The organism is Verrucomicrobium sp. BvORR106 (assembly GCF_000739655.1).
Lineage (GTDB): Bacteria > Verrucomicrobiota > Verrucomicrobiia > Verrucomicrobiales > Verrucomicrobiaceae > Verrucomicrobium.
The window spans coordinates 1-19,592 of the sequence record NZ_BATR01000022.1 but is presented as its reverse complement, the minus strand read 5'-3'; the positions used below and the strand labels follow the sequence as shown (position 1 = coordinate 19,592).

Below are 19,592 nucleotides of genomic sequence, written 5' to 3'. Positions count from 1 at the left end.
CTAACTGAGCTTGCTCTTCTGCATCAATCCCTAACTTTGCCCTGATCTCTCCAGAGGTGAGCCCATTTGGGTGTGCTTGAAGTAATTCAATGATCTTTCGAACCATTGCTGAGGGCTGACTCATCGGTTGCCCCCCTTCTTGCGTGTGGTTGTCGAATGATCTCGCTTGGTGGACTCCGCAGATGCGATCAATGCTGACAGCGGTCTATTGAGAGCGGAGGCGAGTTGACTGGCTGCATCAATGGATGGGTTGCGTTTTCCGCGTTCAACCAACCCAATATAGGTCGCGTGAAGCCCCGCCATTTCCGCGAGCTCCTCCTGACTCAGACCCAGTTCTTGTCGGCAGGATCTGAGTACCCATCCGAATCGAACTGAAAGAGATTGGACACCCATGCGTCCAAACTTCTGCTTGGTGAAAGCCGCTCACCACAGACAATAGTCTGTCTGAGGTTTCCGAAGTGCAATCACCTATGGAGCATTCCAGGCTAGCTCTTCTGGTGCGATTTCTTTTTGGCTTTTGTTGTGTAGCGCGCTCGGCTTTTTTCGAGTAGTTGCAGTTGATCCTGTGACTCAAGCAGTTCTGCCGGGGTCTTCCGCTTAAATGCGGAAATGATGGCCCGCCCGACTGCTTTAGCAACCGGAGGAGGGAATGCATTACCGACTTGTCGATACGCAGCCGTCTTCTTTCCACTGAACTGCCAAAGATCGGGGAAACCTTGAATGCGCGCCACCATTCGTACTGTTAATCGCGGCATCTTTTGGTCAGGGAAATGGACGTCAGGTGCCTCGTCGGCAATGCCCATCCCATCTACACCCAACTCCCGCCATTGTTTCTTTGCACGTGTGGGCCCCAGATCAGGTCCGCCATGTCGCTTTGATCCCCCTACAATCGTGGGAGCGATAGCCATGGCCTTGTCAGCCCATGCCTCTGCACCAAGCCAGCCATTTGCTCCCATCAGATCAACTAAAGTTTCGCCCACTGCGGGTACTGTTGGAGAAGCCTTTGGCCAGCTGAAATACTTTCTATCTTCGGAGCGAAGAGCTACGATGATACATCTTGGCCGAAGTTGAGGAACTCCGTGGTCAGAGGCCTGGATCACTTGCCATTCAGGGTCGTACCCCATCTTTGCCAACCGGGCCATGATCTTTCCGCGGTATTCTGCGAATTTCGCGGATGCGAAGCCTTGCACATTTTCGAGCATCACCGCCCTAGGCTTGATTTTCGAGATTATATCCAGTGCTGCTGGAAACATGTCCCGGTCATCATTGGCACCAAGTTGCTTGCCGGCAATGCTGAAGGGTGGGCACGGCACACCACCCGCGATAATGTCCACATCACCAAAATCCGTGGCTCGAAACGACCTAATATCCTGTTGCAGAACATTCCATGAAGGGCGGTTGAGCCTGAGCGTTGTGCAAAATTGAGGTTCGTACTCAAGAACTCCAACATGGTGGAATCCGGCCATTTCAAGCCCGAGGGCTTGACCGCCCCCACCTGCGCAAAGTTCCAGCGAATAGAAGCTCATCTGTAGGTGTTTGTTTAGCGTGCTCTCAATGAAGTGCAACGGGAAGCCCCTGCCAAGGCTGGAATTCAGTGGACGCGTGGAAGGGACGAGTGCACCAAGGGGGCGCAGTTTGTGCTCACACAACCACAGGGGAAAGCAGGGCGTGCGCTGGATCCGACGACCTCAGCAGATCACCAATCCACGCTACGCTACCTCACACCGTGAAGCCTCAGGTCTGGGGTCTGACGTCTGGCAGTCTGGTGTCTACTCCTTCTGCTTCGAATCCATCCAGATCGTCACGGGTCCGTCGTTGACCAGGGCCACCTTCATGTCCGCCCCGAAGACGCCGGTGGGGACTTTTTTGCCGGTAGCGGTTTCCAGCTCGTGGACAAAACGTTCGTAGAGCGGGATGGCCTTTTCGGGGCGGGCGGCGCGAATGTAGCTGGGGCGGTTGCCTTTCTTCGTGGCGGCGTGGAGGGTGAACTGGCTCACCACCAGCACATCACCGCCTACTTCATCGAGGGCGGCGTTCATCTTGCCCTCCGCATCGGAGAAGAGGCGCATCTTGGAGATCTTGGTGGCCAGCCAGACGGCGTCTTCGGCGTGATCCTCGTCCTCGACGCCCAGCAGCACGAGGTACCCTGTGCCGATCCTGGCCGTGACCGTGCCTTCGATGGTCACACTCGCTTCCGAAACCCGTTGAATCAATGCCCGCATAGGGCAGGATGCTAGCCGATGCGTCAAGACAAGGAGGAAGCTTCCGCCGCCCCCCATCCCCATGCCGGCCACCCTGGGATTCACAAACCCACCTTGGGCGAACGTCTGAGGCGGGAGATCGCGTGGTTCGACGCCTTCATCCGACGCTGGCTTCTCCGGCTCACGATCTTCAGCATCCATGCCCTCCTTATCGTGGGCGGCTGCTATGGTATCGTTTGGGCGCTCTCGCACAAACAGATCTACCACTCCGTGGACGACATCCCCGTGCGCTACGTGGGACTCGTGCTGGGGTGCGTGAAGAAAGTCGGTCCGCATGACAATGCCTTCTTCAACGCGCGGGTGGATGCCGCCGCCAAACTCCTGCAGGCGGGCAAGGTGCAGTTCCTTCTGGTGAGCGGCGACAATGATCGCGATGGCCAGAATGAGCCCCAGGACATGAAGGATGCCCTGATCGCGAAAGGCATCTCCGCCGATCGGATCTATTGCGACTACGCCGGTTTCCGCACGCTCGACAGCGTGGTGCGCGCCCGGCAGATCTTTGGTCAGCGGGACATGACGATCATCTCCCAGAAGTTTCACAACGAACGTGCCCTCTACATGGCCCGCCGGTTCGGCCTGCCCGACAGCGTGGCATTCAATGCCGAGGACGCGGACCCGCAGTGGATGTTCAAGATGTACCTGCGCGAGATCGGCGCCCGCTTCATGGCCGTGCTGGATGTGGAAGTGCTCAACACCAAGCCGAGGGAACTCGGCGACAAGGTGAACATCGGGCCCAAGTGGCCGCCAGTGGACAAGCCGAGAGACTGAGGGAGTTCAGATTAACCACAGAGGCACAGAGAACAAAGAGACTGAAACTGAGGTTTAGACAGAATTAACAGAATTTACGGAATTAGGGTTCAGCTTCTGAATGGAGGAACTGAACCCCCAATCCAATTTTGTTAATTCCGTTAATTCTGTCTAAAAAGTCATTTCTCTGTGCTCTCTGTGCCTCTGTGGTTAATCCGAAACTCTCATTCCGCCCCCGTCGCGCCACCTGTCTCCGTAGGTTTCGCGTCGCCGGTTGGCACGGGCGCGGGTGAGGCAGGGGTGACGGCATCGGGAACGGCTCCTGAAGCCGAGGCGGATTTCTTCACTCGGGGGCCGTCGGACTGGATCCACTTGAAGGAGTTGGGCTTGTCGCCCGGGACTTCGATCCACTCGCCTTGGTAGGCTTTGTCGGTGCGGAGTTTCCACTGCTCGGCCTGCACTTCATGCAGGGGTTTGTTGGAGTCCTTGGCCACCTTCCGCATGAGCAGGGTGCGGTCTTCGTTCTCTGCATTCACGGTGCGCTCCACGTACTCGCCCCAGTCGCCGGCGGGCTTTTGGCGCAGATGGAGCAGGCCGCGATGGTCTTCGGCGACAAAGCGGTTGTCCTTGAGCCGCTGGATTTCCGCCATGCGATTGCGCTGGCGTTCGACAGCCTCCTCATAGCTCACTTGGGCGGCGTCCGGCTTGCCGGGTTCATCGCCCTTGTACTGGTACACATCCAGTCGCATGCTCACGTCCACCTTGATGGGCTCCGGGGAGTTCACATCCACCTTGAAGTTGCTGCACGACGTGATCATCACTGGGGCCAGCATCCCCAGGCCCAGGGCCAGCGTCAGCGTGCGCAGGCCACGGCGGAGGCTGGCCTCAGTTGTCTGAGGTGACAGTGGCGGCAGGTTTGTCCGTGGTCCAGCGGTGGTCATAGACATTGATCTCGAATTTGCGGGAGCCGTTCGGACCTTTGAAATGCAGCATGCCATTTCCTTCGCGTCCGTAAAAGCGGCAGTTCGCCTCGGCGTGGTCATACTCGAAGTCGCGCAGGGTTTCCAGTCCGATTTGGGTGACCTTCCGCTGGATGTCGCCCCATTCCTTGGGCAGATCGTTGATCAGACCGTTGAGCGCCTTGATGGTGAACTTGCCCGGGGAGTGGTTTTTGAAAGAACCATCCGCCTGGTACAGCTCGTCCTTGCTGCCCTGGGCCACGAGCGTGGCCTCCACCCGGCCGTCCAGGATGAAATAGCCCGGGCAGAGCACCTGGGTCAGCTCGTGCGTGGTCACGTTCTTGCCGCCAATCCAGCCGTCCCAGTGGAAATTGTCGTCCAGGTACACGTTCACCTGGCCGTTCACATATCCGTCGTACGCCTCGGAACCAAACTGCGCATAGATCCCGGCGGAATCATAAGTCACGCTCAGGAACGCCTTGCCCGTGCGCAGGCCCTTCCAGCGGATGCTGTCCACCTCGAAGGTTTCCACGAGGTTGTTGTCCCGCTGTTTGATGGGGAGGTTGAACTTCACCTGCCCCTTCATGTTCACGAGCTGGAGGTTCAGGTCCGGGATCTCATACGTGTCCTTGGGGATGTCCAGATCCGCCTGGAGGGTGCCGCGGGTCACCTGCGTGTTGATGTTGAAGGGGAAGGGATCGCGGAATCCTTTGAGCGGTTTGCCCTTGGGGGCCACGACGAGTTTCCCGCTATGCACCTGCAGGGTGTTCACGCTCCAGGCCGCCTGACTGGTGGGGGGCTCCGCCGCGACCACAGCGGAGGCCACGTTCTGGGTGAAGGTGGGATCGTCCCCGGCCGCCACCACCATGGGCACGGGCATGCCGGGTTGGGCCCCTTCCATCACGTACTTGCGGTAGTAGTCCACGTACCAGAAGAGGTCTTCGCCCACATAGAGCGTGGGGCTAACGATCTCCACCTTGTCGATCTCCTTCCGCATCAGTCCGCCGAGCGTGAAGCTGAGGAACACACTGTCCAGCTCCGCCACCGGGCGCAGCGGCTCATAGGGGGAGGGCACGCGCAGATTGGCCAGCTCGATGCGCTGGGGGGCGACGTGAGAGGAGAGCCCGTCAGGAGACAGCGGCAGGTCCCTGGCGTCGAACGCCACGCCGAACTTCACGGAGGACAATCCGGGGATGAGGTTCGAGATGGTCACCTGGCCCTCCACCACCGCCATGTGCCCCACCTCCCACGGCGGCTCGGCAGGGCCGGTGCTGGCAACGGGTTGAGGTGCTTCAGCCTTGGGCACCGGAGGTCCCACCAGCTCTTCCACCTCATCCTCCGTTGTTACTTCAGAGCCCTCCTTGGCCCCCTCTTTCTCAAAAAGCCGCATGAGCGGCTCCCCGGCATCCACACTGGCGCCGGTCAATTTTAGTTCCTCGATCCGGCGCTGCGTCCACATCTGGGGCAGACGCACCGCCCCCTCCAGCGCGGTGGCCTGGGCGACAGGGAAGGGCAGTCGCGAGAGCGTGGGCAGGCTGGCGGAGAAATTCTCGATCTTCACCCGGTGCAACGGTTCATCCTCCGTGTTGCTGTCCGTGCTGATGTGGACGTTGGCATGCGCATCCACCGGCTTGGGCAGGTCGCCCAGCAGGTCCACCAGCCCCTCGCGCACCAGCACCTGGCCGAAGTGGAGCTGCTTCCACCAGGGCGGTGCGGCATCCTTTTCTGCGGTCTCTGGTTTCGCCGCAGGAGTAGTTTCCGTGATCTCGCTCACCGTTTCTGCCTGCGGTCCGGTGGCCACAGGCGGGGGCGGACCTTCCGGCACCGGGTAGGGCGGTCCCACCAGCTCGGGATCGGTCATCGCCAGCCAGGGTGTGTTGCCATCTCGAATCCGGACCACCGGCTTCTCCAGCATGAGGCGCTCCACGCGTTTCGTGTGGTTCCACTCATCGGGGACGATCACCAGCTCACCGCGGGGCAGCTCCAGCCACGGCTTTTTGGCCGCGCCGCTCGGAGCAGGCGGGAAGGTCAGCCGCCCCTGCTCCACATCCAGGGACTGGCGTTGCGGCGAGTGCCAGCCGCGGCTGTCCAGCAGCAGATCGGAGGTGTCCAGCCCGCCCTTCACTTCCAGGAAGAAGGACATGAGCTGGGGATCCTTCAGCGCCACATCGGCCTTGGCGAGGCTCGCCTTTACCAGGAGCACCCCGGGAAAGGGTGCCTTCTCTGACTGGGGGCCTTTCGCCGCAGGCGGCGTGGTCGGAAGGGTTTCCTTGCCTTGCGCCCGTTCTAGTAGTTTCCTCAGTGCCGGGGTCCAGCGCACCTGTGGTTCTTGCAACAACAGTTGCTCCACCCGCACGGGCTGGCCGGGCATCATCTTGGCCACCTGCACTTGCCCCTCCTTCATGCGCACATGGCCCTGGTTGTCCGGCGTGGCGACGCTCAGATAGGCCACCTCCAGCGCATGCGCGTCCATGGTGGGGGCTTGTCCGAACCGCCACTCGATGCCCGAGGTGCGGTAGGTGAAGTGGACTTCGCTCTCCGGCAACACCATGCCCATGGGATTGCCTTCCACAAAACGCTTCGCCGAGACCCCGGCATCCAGGATCTCCAGCCGCCCGATGCGAATGCCGGTCAGCAATGATCCCGTCCCCGTGCTCCCATCGGCGGCAGGCGCGCGGACCACGGGGATGGCATCGGGCTGGTTCCGCACCTGCTGACGGGCTGCGTGTTGTTCCTTCATCTCCGTTGCCGTGCCCATCAGCGCGGCGAGCAGGGTGGGGGTGGCATGCAGCTCAGGTTGTTTCAAAGCCAGCTCATCCAGCTCCAGCACGCCTTCCTTGACCCGACCCTTCACGCGGAACTCCTCCAGCCGCACCGGCCGGGCTCCATCAGACTCCGAGTTGATCTTCAACTGCTGCAGCGCCAGCTCCTGCTCGCCGCTGCGAATGCGGCCGCTGGCATCCACCGCCACGTCCTCCGCTTCGTAGTTGATCGTCACCTCCGCCGTGGTCCGGGCGTTAGGGTGAAAGCTCACCTTCGCGTTCTTGATGCGGAAGCGACCGATGGAATAACCTGCCAGCACGGGTGGCTTGGTGGGGTCCACCGGGGCGGCTGGGGCAGCAGCGGCGGGGCCTTGCAACCAGCGCTGGTCCACGAGGATTTCAGGTTCATCCAAGGTGATTTCCGTGAGGCGCTTGGCTCGCAGGTGGTCGATGCCCACCTCGCCCACGATGCGGGGCAGGCGAAGCACCGTGGCGCCGCTCTTCCGGTCCTTCAGCACCAGGCCTCGCACTTCCAGGTGGCCATTGCGATCCAGATCCAGTCCCTCGAGCTGCGCCTGATACGGGCCGATCTGCGCCAGCGCCCGGTTGGCCAGGCTGACCCGTTCCAGATAGCCCCACCACAACGCGCCGCCCAAGGTCAGCACGCCCAGGAAACCCAGCAAGAACATCCACCGGAACAAACGCCGCCAGAACGGGCGGGGACGCTTGGGCTGGGGGGACGCCTCGGGCATGGTGGGGACCATAGTGGATGCAACGGGAATTGCGAGGACTTCGGCCGCCAGTTGCCGCTCGCGTGCTGTGTCCGCCAAACAAGATCAGTTTTTTTGATATGCTTGCAATCCGGAAGGAATGGTTGCACCCTCGGCGCGTCTCCGCCCCACCTCCCGCCTGCCTTGTCATGATTGTTCTGGTGCGCACCATGGCCCTGCTTGGGGCCACCCTCATGTCCTCCTCCTGCGTCTGGTGGTTCTTTGAACCGAAGACGGAGAACAAGGCAGAAATCAAGAAGAAGGCCCGCCTCATGGCGGTGCCTCCGCATCCGATGACGTGGCCGGAGTTTGTCACCGCGAACCAGGGCCGCGGGCTCACCATTCCCCAGTTGGAGCGCCGGTTCCAATCCGCCGATGACAACGGTGATGGTCTGTTGACCCCGCAGGAAATCGCCCACCACCGGACGCAAGCCGCCGCCCGCAAAGGGCAGCAAACGGGGAACTAAGTCTAGCGCCCGGTGCGAGGTCGCGGAAGCAGTGCCCAGGTTTCCCCGGCTGCGATGGTTTCTGGACCCCGATGCTGCACGCGCACTTCGAAGGGCGCCTTGCCCGGCAGCGTGCAGTCCAGCGTCACATCATGGTGATCGCCCTGAAAGGAGACCGTCCGGACCTCGCCTCTGAGCACGCCTTCTGGCGCAGCCATTGAAGGGGCCAGCTCCAGATCCTCGGGCCGCACCCACAGACCCTGATCTTCAGCAGCAGCGGGGCCGATGTCGCACTCGATCACCGTGCCGCAGGGGCGCACCAGGCTGGCTGCCGGGATGAAATTGCAGACGCCAAAGAGCTGCGCCACATAGCGGTTGGCCGGGGCATGGTAGATCTCCGCTGGCGTGCCCACCTGCTGAATCACTCCGCGGTAGAGCACGGCAATGCGGTCCGCGACCGAGAGCGCATCCTGCGTGTGGTGGGTGACCAGCAGGGCGCTGGTGCCCCGTTTCTTGAGAATCCGCCGCGTCTCATCCCGGATCTCCACCCGCCACTGGGGGTCGAGATTGCTGAAGGGTTCATCCAGCAGCAGCAGCCGCGGTTCGGGTGCCAGGGCCCGCACCAGGGCGATGCGCTGGCGTTCACCGCCCGAGAGCTCATGGGGGTAGCGCCGCTCATATCCCGGCAGGCCCACCAGAGTCAGCAATTCCTCGATCCGTCGCTTTTGCTCCGCCCGGTCGAGACGGCGAATCCCAAAGGCGATGTTGGCGGCCACAGTCAGATGGGGGAACAACGCATGATGCTGGAACACGAGGCCGACGCCGCGATGTTCCGCATCCACGTTCTTGGTCCCATCTGTCACGGTGATGTCCCCGACCGTGATCTGACCGGCATCTGCCGTTTCCAGCCCGGCGATCAGACGCAGCAGGGTGGTCTTGCCACTGCCGCTCTCGCCCACCAGGGCGAGCAGCTCGCCTGCTTGCATCTGCAGGCTGGCCTCTCTCACCGCTGGGCGTTCCGAGCGGGGGTAGGTCTTGGAGAGATTCGTGAGGTGAAGCAGGCTCATTCGGAACGGGGTTGGCGCAGATGGACGAGCGGGATCAGCCCCAGCAGACTGAGGCCGATGAGGACGAGGGCGGGTGTGGCGGCCTCAGGGATGCGACTCTCATCCGTCAGCCGGTAGATGCGCGTAGCCAGCGTCTCGTAGTTAAAGGGGCGCAGGACCAGGGTGAGCGTCAGCTCCTTAAAGACGTCGATGAAGGTCAGCGTGGCCGCCGCCAGCAGGGCGGGCCAGACCAGAGGCACCTCGATGCGCCAGAGCGCTGCCCAGGGTTTGCTCCCCAGGGTGCGGGCCGCCTCATGCAGACAGGCAGGCACCCGCTTGAACCCAGCATCCACGGATTGCAGACCCACAGCTAGAAAACGGACAAAGTAAGCGAAAACCAAGCCGGTGACCGAGGCGCTCAGCGCGGCGAATCCCAGACCGGGCAGGGTGGCGATCCAGGTGAGCAGGCCACCCACGCCCACGGCCACCAGAGCACTGGGAATCGCGTACCCCAGCAGGCCAATGCGACGTCCCACCCTCAGTGAAGCCGAGCGCCAGGCCCGCTGGGTACCTGTCATGAGCAGGGCTGCGGCCACGACCAACAGGGCCACGCCTCCCGCCAGGCCAAAGCTGTGCCTGGCCGCTTCCATCGTGGCGGTCCAGTCCGTCTCCTGCCAGCTCTGTGAGGCCCACCGGCCCAGTCGCCAGCCGGGAATGCCAAAGCCCAGCAGCAGCGGAATCAGACACAGGATCGCCATGCCACCCTGCCAGGCCCAGCGGGGCCGACGACGGGCCAGCACCGTCTCACCAGGTTCGCTGTCAAATACTCGCCGCCCTCGTTGCAGCCGCTCCAGCACCACCGCGCCCATTGCAAAGATCAGCAGGAACACCGCCAGCCGGATCGCGGCCCCCAGGTCGCCCTCGCTCAGCCACACCCGGAACACCCCCACCGTCAGGGGCGAGAGCCCGAAGTAGGAAACGACTCCGTAGTCATTGATCGTCTCAAAGGCCACGAGGCTGGCACCCGCGGCCATCGCAGGCCGGGCCATGGGCAGGGCCACCGTCCAGAACTGACGGGCGGGTCCAGCACCCAGGAGCCGCGCCGCCTCCAGCGGGCCGGCGGTTTGGCGACTGAACGAAGCCAGGCACGTCAGGTACACGTAGGGGGACAGCGTTGCCCCTAGAACCAATACTGCCAGCACCCAGCGGGCGACCTGCTGGGCGGCGAGAAAGGCATCCACGCCAAACTTCTGCCTCACCCAGATGTACACGGGCACCAGGCCTTCCAGCGCATCGCCGTAGGCCATCGCAGCGATGTATCCAGGCATGGCCAAAGGCAGCAGCAGCGCCCATTGGAAGAAGCCGCGACCGGGAAACTGGGCGGTCGCCACCCACCATGCGGTGGGCACCCCCAGTGCCAGGGCGAGCGCCACCACCAGCGTGATCAGCAGGAGAGTCTGCCAGACGTAGCCCGGCAGCAGGACCTCCACCAGGTGAGCCCAGGCATCTCCGGCCGGAGCGGCGAGGCGGACGAAGACCAGGCTCAAAGGCAGCAGCACCAGCAAGGCCGGCACCCACGCGAGCGCGACTGAGGGTCGAATCTGACCGCCCCGAAAACGGGGAACGGATGTCTTGGAGGGGGAGTCAGACATCGGCACAGTCTGGCCAGCAGCAGGGAGGGGTCAACCTCGCCTTGTCGGCCGGTAAAACGGAGGCGGCAGGTGCCTTGCCGCACCTGCCGCCACGAGGATGGACCTGGGGTTCGAGGAGCCGAGCTGGAGTTATTTCCAACCGGCCTTGTCAAACAAGCGCACGGCCTGCTCCTGATACCGTCCGATCTGCGGGAAGGTCACCTCATCCAGCTTGAACTCGCCCCAGGCCTTGTGCGTCTCGCTCAGGCTCAGGTCGCGGTTCACCGGGAATTCGTAGGTGCCATTGGCGATCAGCTTCTGAACTTCCGGGGTGGTCAGGAATTCCAGGTAGGCCTTCGCGTTTTCAGCGTTCTTGGCGTGCACCGTCAGGCCTGCACCTGCGATGTTGGCATGCGTGCCACGTCCCGACTGGTTGGGGAAGAGCACGGTCACCTTCTTCGCCGCTGCCTGTTCAGCAGGGTCTTTGGAGTTCAGCAGCATGCCCAGGTAGTAGGTGTTGGAGACGCATACATCCGCCAGACCCGAGGCCACGCCCTTGATCTGATCGCGATCACCACCCTGTGGAGGACGAGCCAGGTTGGCCACGACGCCCTTTGCCCAGGCTTCGGCTTTCTCCTCACCATCAGCGGCGATGAGGGAGGCCAGCAGGGACTGGTTGTAGGCATTGCCGGAGGAGCGGATCAGAAGGCGGCCGCGCCACTTCGGGTCGGCGAGGTCCTCGTAGTTCGAGATCTCACCGGGCTTCACGCGGTCTTGCGCATAGAGGATGACGCGGGCGCGCAGCGCATAGGCGTACCAGTGGCCACCACTGTCGCGCAGAGCGGCGGGCACCCGTTGCTCCAGCACCTCAGACTTCAGCGGCTTCAGCAAGCCAGCCTCCTTGGCGCGTTGCAGGCGACCGGCATCCACCGTCACCAGCAGGTCCGCCGGGCTGTTCGCGCCTTCGGACTTGAGACGCTCGATGAGCTGGTCCGCCTCGGCAGACACCACATTCACCTTGATGCCCGTGCGCTCGGTGAAGAGCGCATTGATCTCCTCATCTGCCTTGTAGTGGCGGTGAGTGTAGACGTTCAACTCTTTGGCGGACAACAAGGTGCCGCCCAAGAAAGCGAGACCTGTGACGAGGAGCCAGGAGCGAAGACCTGTGCGAGGTTTGTTGAGATTTGTTCTCATCAAGAAAGCAACCACAGTCCCCACTCGAGGCAAGTGAATTATTAACGGACGTTCATGTGGGTAATCCAGGGCTGCGGTCAGTAAAGGGAGGGAGGGACATTCCGCCGCTTCGCAGAGACACAAGACTAGAAGACGAAAGACACAAGACCTGAGCTTTCGCACAAGAGCCCCTGCCCAGTGGTGCTGACCAGTAAAAGGAGGGAGGGACATTCCTGTCCCGGTCGGAGGCACGGCGACTGAGGTAGCAGGGCCCCGTCACACCCAAACGATGAATGTGTTTCATCGCCTCGCTCACCAAGCCGGTTGGCACAACCGGACTACGCCCGTGGCGGCAGCTGGAAAGTAGTATGGAGCTTTATCTCGTGTATTGGAGCACGTGGGTAGCGCGACTGACGAGCTAAAGCTCTATACCACTTTGCTCAGCCAGACCGGCAACGGTGTGAGATCTAGAGGGTCCGTAGCACCTGTAACACCCTTTTTCCAAGTTACGCCAAAAAAGACCCCTCTCTCTATCTCAGTGAACTGCCAAAAAGGGTGTTACGGGTGCTACGGAGAGGGGATTTTAGACCTGAGCTGTCCTCTCCCGGAACCACCGAGCTTCTCGACCCACCCACCCAGCAGGCCACTGCATGAAAAATTCCGGGAAAACCGTACTCGCTTCAGGCTTGCGGCGCCGCTCAAACCCGTATGAAACTTGATTCATTCGAGTTTCCATGAAGGCCATTTTGCTGGAAGCTGGGAATCTTCCACCTGAGCATCCGTATCCTTTTCAACCTCTTTTCTTTTCTGCCCCGCTCCGGGGCGAGCCCCTGAAATCATGACCATACTGGTAGTGGAAGACGACCCCCGCACGGCTGAAGCCTTGCGGGAATCCATCACGGACGCTGGCTGGACCGCCGAGGTATTGATGCGCGGTGACGAAGCCGTGCAGCGCATCAGCACGCAGGCCTTTGATGCCGTGATCATGGATATCATGCTGCCTGGCAAGGACGGTCTCTCCATCGTCAAACAGCTCCGGGCCATGCACAACTCCACCCCGGTGCTCATGCTTTCTGCCCGGGGCGACGTGGACCACCGCATCAGCGGCCTGGACGCCGGCGCGGACGATTATTTGGCAAAGCCCTTCTCCATTGGGGAGGTGGTGGCCCGCATTCGCGCCATCGCCCGCCGCGGCGGGGAGTCCGGCGCCATTCTGTTGCGTCTGGCGGACCTCACCCTGGATGTGCCGCACCGCGTCGCCCAGCGCGCGGGCAAGAATATCGAGCTCAGCCCCCGTGAGTTCCGGCTCGTGCAGGTGCTCATGCAGAATGTGGACACGGTCTGCAACCGCACCATGCTGCTCCGGCTCGTCTGGGACTACAACTTTGACCCGGGCACGAACCTTGTGGACGTGTATGTCCGGAAGCTGCGCGACAAGATTGATCAGGGGCATGCCATTCCGCTGTTGCACACCGTCAGGGGCGTGGGCTACCTGATGTCTGACAAGCAACCATGAAAATGAAAAGGTCCCTGCGCACACGGCTCTTCTGGGCGCACACCTGTCTGTTCCTGCTCGCCGGAGTTATTTCGGTCCTCTTCACTTGGCTAGAACTGGCGAGGGAAGGGGGCCCGCTTCAGGGCACGGGCACGGCTGACTGGTCCTACTTCCTCGCGGCGGCCGCAGCTTCGTGCGTGCCGGTGCTTTTGCTGGGGGCCGTGAGCTGGTGGCTCATCCGCCGGGCGCTGTCCCCCATTCTGGCCCTGACCCAGGCGGCGGAGAAGATCAACCAGGACAGCCTGCACCAGCAGATTCCCCTGCGGGGCACGGGTGATGAGCTGGACCGCCTGACGTCCGTGCTCAATGACATGACGCAGCGTCTGGACACCGCGTTCCAGGAGGTGCGGGAGTTCACCCTGCATGCGTCCCATGAGCTGAAGACCCCGCTCACGATCCTGCGCAACGGCTTTGAGCAGGCGCTCATGGACACCACCCTGCCGGAAAATCACCGGGACCGGGTGGCGAACCAGCTGGATGAGATCGAGCGGCTCAACCGCATCGTCTCTGGCCTCACCTTCCTCACCCAGGCGGACGCCCATCAGGTGCATCTCCTGGTCGAGGATCTGGACATGGCCGAGCTGGTAAGGGATGCCGCCGGGGAGGCCTCCATCCTGGGGCAGACCCTCAATCTCAGCGTGAACGTGGTCATCGACACGCCCTGCCGGGTGCGGGGAGATCGTCACCGTCTGCGCCAGCTTCTGCTGAATCTCACGGACAATGCGGTGAAGTACAACCGGCTGGACGGCTATGTGGAGTACCAACTGCGGCAGGAAGGCGACTTGGCCGTGGTCACGGTGCGCAGCGGCGGGCGCGGGATCGGTGCTGAAGAGCTGCCGAAGATCTTTGACCGCTTCTTCCGCAGTGGGAATTCCCGTGGCAGCACCACGGAAGGCTGCGGCCTGGGCCTCAGCATTGCCCGATGGATCGCGGAGGAGCACAAGGGCTCCCTTTCGGCTGCTTCCAAGCCAGACAACACCGTGATGACTCTGAAAGTCCCCATGGCAGGCCTGACCATGTCCGGCCGGGTCACACAGGGATGAGGGAAAATTCACCTGCCAGCGGCTTCATCGGGTGCTCTTGCTGAGACCGGATGAGTGGACGGCCTACGACTTCAAGTGATACCCATACGACGGGCGCCTACCGCTCCCGGTTGGCGGCCTGGCTGCCCGTGCTCAAGAAGACGGGCTGCTGGCTCCTCATTCTGCTGCCCGCGATCCTGCTGAACCGCATGATCCAGGAGTACAAGGTGAACATCCCCTTCCTGGATGACTGGATGTTCGTGGACATGGATGTGAAGGCGGCGGCAGGACAGCTTACCTGGCAGGACTTCTTCCTGGTGCAGATGGAGCACCGCATGGCCTTCGTTCGCGGGGTCATCATGCTCTTTCACCACTACTGGCCGGGGGAGTACACCCGGCAGATGTGGTTCTGCTGGTTCTTGCTGTGCCTGACGACGGCCAATGTGGGGCTGCTCATCCGTCGCACCTCGGGAGGCACCTTTGCCCAGTGGTGGCCGCTGCTGGCCCTGGCCAGTGTTTCCATCCTGTCTCCCATGCAGTACCGCATCGTGCTGTGGCCCATGATGTTTCAGGTGGCCTGCCCGGCCTTTTTCCTCACCACGGCGCTGGTGGTGCTGCTGCGTCCCAACTGGCCAGCATGGCTGCGCCTCGTGCTCGCCGTCCTCTGTGCGGAGTGTGCCACCCAGACCTTCGCCACCGGCCTGCTGGTCTGGGTGCTCATGGTGCCCATGATCTGGTGGTCCGGCGCGCTGAGGCCGGGGAGGGAGCGGCAATGGTTCTTGGTCGCCTGGCTCCTCATCTTTGGGGTCACGGCGGTCCTCTACTTCCACGGCCTCAAGAACGAAGTGGATGGCGCTTTCTCCTACAAGCAGGGGGAGGAGGCCACCATGGGGCGGAACGTCAGCGAGTTCGTCCGTCGACCGAAGGCCGCCGCCAGCTTCATCCTCCGCTTCCTGGGGTGCCATCTGGCCCGGGGATCCAGTCTGTCCCTCATGCACACCAGCCTGTGGTTGGGAGCCGCTTCCCTGGCCCTGTTTGGCGGATGTGCGGCCTATTGGGCCCGGCATTTCCGCGAGCAGGCGCTTCGTGAGCGGCTGCTTCCCTGGCTGCTCCTGGGGGCCTACTCTGTAGGCGCGGCTTTTCTCACCTCCCTGGGCCGGTCCTGGGCCACCACGACGGGAGACAATGCGGTGCACGCCCGGTATGTGATTCACGCTGTGCCGCTCACCGTGGCTCTGGTGGTGCTGGTCTGGCTCATCGCCCGGCATCTGGGGCAGCACCGGCCGGATCTCCGCCGATTCATCCTGCAGTCTCTCACAGCGGGTGGCTTTGCCCTGGTCTTCATGCAGGCCATCTCGTGGTCGTTTGGCTGGCGCATGATGGCCGTCTGGGAGTCCTCCCGGCTCCGTGGCGCGTCCAACACGCTCTTCTACAAGCTGCCGCTGACGGTGGAAGGCGACGTGGCGGGCAATCGCAACCTGGCGCGCAAGGCGGACGATCTGGGCCACCTGCGGCCCGCCATGCTCAAGAATTCCCGGTTGGACAACTTCAGTCTCACTCCCAAGCTGCTCAGCAGCAACACGGCGGAACTCTCCGCCTGCGTGGTGCAGACCAATGAGCAGGGGGCTGCGGGCGCTGTCTGGGGTTATGCCTGCCTGCCCAACCGCGAGCGCGTGGCCGATGCCGTGCTCCTGACCTACAAGGACCCCCACGACGGGCACTGGGAGATCTTCCACGTTACCCAAGTGACAGGGCTGCCGCTGTACTTCATGGAGGTGATGTCCAGGGATCTCCAGTTCACCCACGTGCCCGAGGGGCATCTCCCGAACGAGGGACTGGCCAAGTTCACCGGACGCTTCAGCTTTGAGCAGCTCCCTCCCGGGGTGCACCGTGTCATGGCGTGGGCGCTGGACTACCGGGGCCTGCGTGTGTTTCCCATGAGGGGGTTCTTCCTCGTGGACACCCAGCGGGGTCGGGTGAAGCGCTTGGGCAATGATCCCAAGTCGGTGAACCTCGATTGGTTCATCGAAAAGGGGTTGGGCAATCCCAACTGGGAGACCCTGAAGTAGTCGGGCTGTCGGGGCCGGCGGGCGGCTAGAGGTTCCTCAGAGCATCGCGGATGAGCTTGTCCGCGCTGACCTCTCCGCCAGCCTTCTTCACGAGATCCTGCACGGTCTTCTGTGCCTCGGTCTGCTTGAATCCCAAGGCGATAAGGGCCAGCACAGCGTCCGTTTGTGCGGCCTGGGTGGGGTCAGGGACGAGGCTGTCACCCGTGCTCCGGGCGGCCTGCCAGGTGTCCACGATGCCCACCTTGTCCTTCAGTTCCAACACGATCCGTTCGGCTGTCTTCTTGCCCACCCCGCTGATGCGGGAAAGGGCCGTCACATCGTTGCGGATCACGTTGTCCTTGAAGTCGCCCACGGCCATGCCGCTGAGCACCGCCAGGGCCATCTTGGGGCCGATGCCGCTCACGCGGTTGATGAGGAGGCGGAAGAGGTCACGCTCCTCGCTGGTGGCGAAACCGAAGAGGGTGTGATCGCGCTCTGTGATGTTCAGGTGCGTCAGCAGCTTTACCTCCCCCTGGCTGCCTGCAAGCCGGTCATAGGTGGAGAGCGGCACCAGGCAGAGGTAGCCCACCCCGTTGACATCCACCGTGAGCTGGTTGGGCAGGGCTTCGACCAGGTGGCCGCGGAGGTAGGCGATCATGGGGCCACATCCGTCCGACGGCGCATTCGCGCAAGGGGAAAGCGCGGCCTCGTGGCGGGCCCCGGCATTTGCCAGTTGAAGAATGGCCCGCCTCAGGGAACGTGGCGGCGTGAGACGCTTCCTTCTCCCTCTCCTTGGTACGGCCGCCGCCGTCACCGCCCTCGTGGCCCCGCTGTCCAGTCTGCAGGCCCAGGCCCCTGCGGCAGCCCAGCCGGCGGCTGGAGGCACGCCCAAGGCGGTGCCGATCCGGGTGGAGAACTACCTCCTGCTGCCCGAGCCCAAAGTCGTCCGCTCCAGCATCTCTGTGACCCTGGCGAAGGCCCGGCTCACCGTGTTCACTCCCGTGAAGCTGGATCCCTCCACCTCCCGGTTGGTGCCCTACACGGAGGCGGAGTTCAGCAAGCTGGGGATCAGCGCAGACAGTTTCCAGAAGAAGGCTGCGGAAGCCGCCGACCGCAGACTGGCCACCCTGCAGCCAGAACTGATCAAGGACGACGCGGGAAAGGTCATCTACGCCGTGTATCGGGGGGAAGACCACCTGTTCCCCTGCCTGCTCACTGCTCCTTCCTTGGGCAAGATCTTTGAGAAGGTCTTTGGCAAGGAGGTCTGGGTGGTAACGCCGGACCGGAACTCGCTCTATGTTTTCCCCGCCGGGGCCGACGCTCTCCAGGAATTTGCTGACGATCTGCAGGACCGTTTTGACTCCTCCACTTTCCCCGCGAGCGAGGAAATCTTCTCACTCAAGGTTGAGAGTGGCGAGATGACCGTGGTGGGCAATTTCACCAACCGCTGAGATCGCGCCCATACGGAGGAGCGGGAAAATACTATCGCCAAAGGCAACTTTAGGCTGGAAATCGGGGATTTTTCCTGTGAAATCAAACAAAAACTCGCCAACGTGCTTGCGCGGTGCTATACTCCCAGTCTATGGCTACCGTAAGAAAAACACGTTTTTCACGTCGGGTTCCTGACCATGTCACTGATGAGTTGGTCAATGTTCTCTCGGATGGCAAAACTTATGAGTTCAACGTTCTGTTCGGGCTCGTGTACGAGAACCTAAAGCTAAAAAACGCGGTTAGCGGGGGCGAAGAAATGCTACGACTCCGTTCTTATGAAAAGCTTCAGAATCTGGTGGGCCGCGGCCTGGTGGAGAAGAAACTGAAGAGCTATCGCGGTCTTAAGGGTATTGAAATGGCGTCCAGTGCTCATACGCTGGCCCGCGCAGAAGCCGCAGCTGCCGCTGCCGCTGCCGCCCGTTAAATAAGGGCTCCAGCCCGCGCTGTTCCCACAAATCCAACTTTCAAAACCAAGCCGCCCTTTTCCGGGGCGGCTTTTTTGATGCTTTCTTGACGTCCGGGCCCTCCGCGCTACCCTGCGGTTCTCTTTTAGCCCTTCGTTGCGGTCCTTCTTTCCCCTCCTGTCATGCTCGAGAACTATCTCCCTGTCCTGATGCAAATGCTCATGGCCGCCGGTTTTGCCGGGGTGACGCTCCTGGCCAGCGTGCTTGCAGGGAAGTCCGCCAAGCGGAACAAGATGAAGGACTCCGCCTATGAGTGCGGCATGCTCCCTCTCGGTGAGGCCCAGCCCCGGTTCAGCGTGAAGTTCTACATCGTGGCCATGCTCTTTGTGCTTTTCGACATCGAGGTGGTCTTCATGTACCCCTGGGCAGTCATTTTCAAAGACTATGTCGCCGTCTTCGGCGCCGCCATCTTCTGGTGGATGCTCTCATTCGTCGGCATCCTGCTGGTGGCGTTCGTTTACGCCTGGCGCAAGAAGGCTCTCGACTGGAGTTCCTAGTCTCAAGGAAGGGTCAGCAAGACCACGACTTGAGTGCGGTACGAACGGCCGCTTCCCGGCCCAAGCGCGAATGGTGAAGGTATGATTTGCCAGGTCTCCCTCTTCACTCTGAAACCGGAAGTCACGGCGGACCGGTTGGAGGAAATGATGTGGACCACCCGGTCCATCCTGCTCAAGATCCGGGAGGTGCTGCACCTGAACGTGGGCAAGCGCATCAAGATCTCTGATCCCTGGCACTGGTTCGTCAGCATCGAGGCAGAGAGCCTGGACAAGCTGGCCATCCTTCAGGATGACCCGCACTACTATAAGTTCCTCCTGGAAGTGGTACACCGCTCCGTGGAGACCCAACAGGTGATGGTGTTCGAGATGGAGCCCCGCAAGGACGTGAAGTACTCTTGATAGGGTGGAGGTTTCGGGGCTCACGCCACCTGGGCCTGTGCCCCTGAGCTGGCTTCTTTGGGCTCTTCAGGCCCCGATCATCCCTTCCCAACAAGGCTCCGCTTACATCGGTCTGCTCGAGGAAAATAATCGGAGATTGCATGGATGCCCTGTTTGAATGGCCGCATCTGCCTCAAGGTGTTCCGCCCTTAAGGGAATGCTCTTGACGTTTTTTGAAAATTGCGGGCACAATAAAAGTCGTTCCCCCTTTTCAACTATGAGAACGAACTTGCTGCTTGCCGCCCTTCTGATGGCCACCACCGTCTGTTTCGGTCAGACCCC

At 61.9% G+C, this 19,592-nt stretch carries 18 protein-coding genes; 9 read left to right on the top strand and 9 right to left on the bottom strand.

Annotation, left to right across the window (positions count from 1 at the left end; genetic code table 11):
• Window positions 1–120: 120 nt before the first annotated feature.
• The 3 genes from BV106_RS37040 to dtd all read right to left on the bottom strand — a co-directional run bounded on the left by BV106_RS37040 (window position 121) and on the right by dtd (window position 2,222).
• Window positions 121–393 carry a helix-turn-helix transcriptional regulator gene (locus BV106_RS37040; RefSeq protein ID WP_081887508.1) on the bottom strand — a complete coding sequence of 91 codons (273 nt, stop codon included), beginning with the start codon at window positions 391–393 and terminating at the stop codon, window positions 121–123.
• Window positions 394–485: 92 nt separating this feature from the next.
• Window positions 486–1,526 carry a DNA (cytosine-5-)-methyltransferase gene (gene dcm, locus BV106_RS04110; RefSeq protein WP_050023440.1) on the bottom strand — a complete coding sequence of 347 codons (1,041 nt, stop codon included), beginning with the start codon at window positions 1,524–1,526 and terminating at the stop codon, window positions 486–488.
• 243 nt (window positions 1,527–1,769) lie between these two features.
• Window positions 1,770–2,222: a D-aminoacyl-tRNA deacylase gene (dtd, locus tag BV106_RS04105; protein WP_038160899.1), complete on the bottom strand. Its 453-nt coding sequence runs from the start codon at window positions 2,220–2,222 to the stop codon at window positions 1,770–1,772.
• 18 nt (window positions 2,223–2,240) lie between these two features.
• On the opposite strand from dtd, the gene BV106_RS04100 reads away from it, so the two are divergent.
• Window positions 2,241–3,029: an ElyC/SanA/YdcF family protein gene (locus BV106_RS04100; protein ID WP_081891507.1), complete on the top strand. Its 789-nt coding sequence runs from the start codon at window positions 2,241–2,243 to the stop codon at window positions 3,027–3,029.
• A gap of 203 nt (window positions 3,030–3,232) precedes the next feature.
• On the opposite strand, the gene BV106_RS04095 is transcribed toward BV106_RS04100, so the two are convergent.
• The gene (locus tag BV106_RS04095) at window positions 3,233–3,949 is read right to left on the bottom strand and encodes a DUF1318 domain-containing protein (RefSeq protein WP_265595316.1); all 717 of its coding nucleotides are present in this window, start codon (window positions 3,947–3,949) and stop codon (window positions 3,233–3,235) included.
• On the bottom strand, window positions 3,894–7,481 hold the full coding sequence (locus BV106_RS38090) for a hypothetical protein (RefSeq protein ID WP_265595315.1): 3,588 nt from the start codon (window positions 7,479–7,481) through the stop codon (window positions 3,894–3,896). Before BV106_RS38090 ends, BV106_RS04095 begins: the two co-directional genes overlap by 56 nt.
• A gap of 167 nt (window positions 7,482–7,648) precedes the next feature.
• Here BV106_RS38090 and BV106_RS04085 point away from each other — a divergent pair, with 167 nt between their 5' ends.
• Window positions 7,649–7,966: a hypothetical protein gene (locus BV106_RS04085; RefSeq protein WP_038160891.1), complete on the top strand. Its 318-nt coding sequence runs from the start codon at window positions 7,649–7,651 to the stop codon at window positions 7,964–7,966.
• Window positions 7,967–7,968: 2 nt separating this feature from the next.
• Here the strand turns inward: BV106_RS04085 and BV106_RS04080 are convergent, their stop codons facing one another.
• The 3 genes from BV106_RS04080 to BV106_RS04070 all read right to left on the bottom strand — a co-directional run bounded on the left by BV106_RS04080 (window position 7,969) and on the right by BV106_RS04070 (window position 11,816).
• Window positions 7,969–9,012, bottom strand: coding sequence for an ABC transporter ATP-binding protein (locus BV106_RS04080; RefSeq protein ID WP_051945014.1), 1,044 nt, complete (start codon window positions 9,010–9,012; stop codon window positions 7,969–7,971).
• Window positions 9,009–10,643 carry an iron ABC transporter permease gene (locus BV106_RS04075; protein ID WP_051945011.1) on the bottom strand — a complete coding sequence of 545 codons (1,635 nt, stop codon included), beginning with the start codon at window positions 10,641–10,643 and terminating at the stop codon, window positions 9,009–9,011. Before BV106_RS04075 ends, BV106_RS04080 begins: the two co-directional genes overlap by 4 nt.
• 129 nt (window positions 10,644–10,772) lie before the next feature.
• Window positions 10,773–11,816 carry a Fe(3+) ABC transporter substrate-binding protein gene (locus BV106_RS04070; RefSeq protein ID WP_038160888.1) on the bottom strand — a complete coding sequence of 348 codons (1,044 nt, stop codon included), beginning with the start codon at window positions 11,814–11,816 and terminating at the stop codon, window positions 10,773–10,775.
• An 817-nt stretch (window positions 11,817–12,633) separates the two neighbouring features.
• Between BV106_RS04070 and BV106_RS04065 the strand changes: the two genes are divergently transcribed.
• From BV106_RS04065 to BV106_RS04055, 3 genes are read left to right on the top strand one after another with little or no spacing between them, the layout of a single operon-like run.
• Window positions 12,634–13,311, top strand: coding sequence for a response regulator transcription factor (locus BV106_RS04065; protein WP_038160886.1), 678 nt, complete (start codon window positions 12,634–12,636; stop codon window positions 13,309–13,311).
• Entirely contained in the window at window positions 13,308–14,393 is a 1,086-nt protein-coding gene (locus tag BV106_RS04060) for an ATP-binding protein (RefSeq protein WP_081891505.1), read from the top strand. The genes BV106_RS04065 and BV106_RS04060 overlap by 4 nt, the downstream gene beginning before the upstream one ends.
• Window positions 14,394–14,443: 50 nt before the next feature.
• Window positions 14,444–16,441: a hypothetical protein gene (locus tag BV106_RS04055; protein WP_081891504.1), complete on the top strand. Its 1,998-nt coding sequence runs from the start codon at window positions 14,444–14,446 to the stop codon at window positions 16,439–16,441.
• A gap of 25 nt (window positions 16,442–16,466) precedes the next feature.
• Here BV106_RS04055 and ruvA read toward each other — a convergent pair whose 3' ends face one another.
• Complete coding sequence (gene ruvA / locus BV106_RS04050) at window positions 16,467–17,078, bottom strand: Holliday junction branch migration protein RuvA (protein ID WP_038160879.1); 612 nt, start codon at window positions 17,076–17,078, stop codon at window positions 16,467–16,469.
• A gap of 82 nt (window positions 17,079–17,160) precedes the next feature.
• Between ruvA and BV106_RS04045 the strand changes: the two genes are divergently transcribed.
• The 4 genes from BV106_RS04045 (at window position 17,161) to BV106_RS04030 (ending at window position 19,271) form a co-directional block, all read left to right on the top strand.
• Entirely contained in the window at window positions 17,161–17,871 is a 711-nt protein-coding gene (locus tag BV106_RS04045; protein WP_038160876.1) for a hypothetical protein, read from the top strand.
• Between the two features lie 131 nt (window positions 17,872–18,002).
• Window positions 18,003–18,335, top strand: a complete 333-nt coding sequence (locus BV106_RS04040) for a hypothetical protein (RefSeq protein ID WP_265592509.1) — start codon at window positions 18,003–18,005, stop codon at window positions 18,333–18,335.
• Window positions 18,336–18,497: 162 nt separating this feature from the next.
• Entirely contained in the window at window positions 18,498–18,872 is a 375-nt protein-coding gene (locus tag BV106_RS04035) for an NADH-quinone oxidoreductase subunit A (protein ID WP_038160871.1), read from the top strand.
• 81 nt (window positions 18,873–18,953) lie between these two features.
• The gene (locus BV106_RS04030) at window positions 18,954–19,271 is read left to right on the top strand and encodes a Dabb family protein (protein ID WP_038160868.1); all 318 of its coding nucleotides are present in this window, start codon (window positions 18,954–18,956) and stop codon (window positions 19,269–19,271) included.
• The last annotated feature ends 321 nt before the right edge of the window (window positions 19,272–19,592 follow it).

What these genes read in the sequence shown, in the direction of transcription:
- BV106_RS04070 (WP_038160888.1), bottom strand. Translation starts at nt 11,816, where the DNA reads ATGAGAACAAATCTCAACAAACCTCGCACAGGTCTTCGCTCCTGGCTC.
- BV106_RS04075 (WP_051945011.1), bottom strand. Translation starts at nt 10,643, where the DNA reads ATGTCTGACTCCCCCTCCAAGACATCCGTTCCCCGTTTTCGGGGCGGT.
- BV106_RS04040 (WP_265592509.1), top strand. Translation starts at nt 18,003, where the DNA reads ATGGCTACCGTAAGAAAAACACGTTTTTCACGTCGGGTTCCTGACCAT.
- BV106_RS04060 (WP_081891505.1), top strand. Translation starts at nt 13,308, where the DNA reads ATGAAAATGAAAAGGTCCCTGCGCACACGGCTCTTCTGGGCGCACACC.
- BV106_RS37040 (WP_081887508.1), bottom strand. Translation starts at nt 393, where the DNA reads ATGGGTGTCCAATCTCTTTCAGTTCGATTCGGATGGGTACTCAGATCC.
- BV106_RS04035 (WP_038160871.1), top strand. Translation starts at nt 18,498, where the DNA reads ATGCTCGAGAACTATCTCCCTGTCCTGATGCAAATGCTCATGGCCGCC.
- dcm (WP_050023440.1), bottom strand. Translation starts at nt 1,526, where the DNA reads ATGAGCTTCTATTCGCTGGAACTTTGCGCAGGTGGGGGCGGTCAAGCC.
- BV106_RS04095 (WP_265595316.1), bottom strand. Translation starts at nt 3,949, where the DNA reads ATGACCACCGCTGGACCACGGACAAACCTGCCGCCACTGTCACCTCAG.
- BV106_RS04045 (WP_038160876.1), top strand. Translation starts at nt 17,161, where the DNA reads ATGGCCCGCCTCAGGGAACGTGGCGGCGTGAGACGCTTCCTTCTCCCT.
- BV106_RS04065 (WP_038160886.1), top strand. Translation starts at nt 12,634, where the DNA reads ATGACCATACTGGTAGTGGAAGACGACCCCCGCACGGCTGAAGCCTTG.
- BV106_RS04085 (WP_038160891.1), top strand. Translation starts at nt 7,649, where the DNA reads ATGATTGTTCTGGTGCGCACCATGGCCCTGCTTGGGGCCACCCTCATG.
- BV106_RS04055 (WP_081891504.1), top strand. Translation starts at nt 14,444, where the DNA reads ATGAGTGGACGGCCTACGACTTCAAGTGATACCCATACGACGGGCGCC.
- BV106_RS38090 (WP_265595315.1), bottom strand. Translation starts at nt 7,481, where the DNA reads ATGCCCGAGGCGTCCCCCCAGCCCAAGCGTCCCCGCCCGTTCTGGCGG.
- BV106_RS04080 (WP_051945014.1), bottom strand. Translation starts at nt 9,012, where the DNA reads ATGAGCCTGCTTCACCTCACGAATCTCTCCAAGACCTACCCCCGCTCG.
- dtd (WP_038160899.1), bottom strand. Translation starts at nt 2,222, where the DNA reads ATGCGGGCATTGATTCAACGGGTTTCGGAAGCGAGTGTGACCATCGAA.
- ruvA (WP_038160879.1), bottom strand. Translation starts at nt 17,078, where the DNA reads ATGATCGCCTACCTCCGCGGCCACCTGGTCGAAGCCCTGCCCAACCAG.
- BV106_RS04100 (WP_081891507.1), top strand. Translation starts at nt 2,241, where the DNA reads ATGCGTCAAGACAAGGAGGAAGCTTCCGCCGCCCCCCATCCCCATGCC.
- BV106_RS04030 (WP_038160868.1), top strand. Translation starts at nt 18,954, where the DNA reads ATGATTTGCCAGGTCTCCCTCTTCACTCTGAAACCGGAAGTCACGGCG.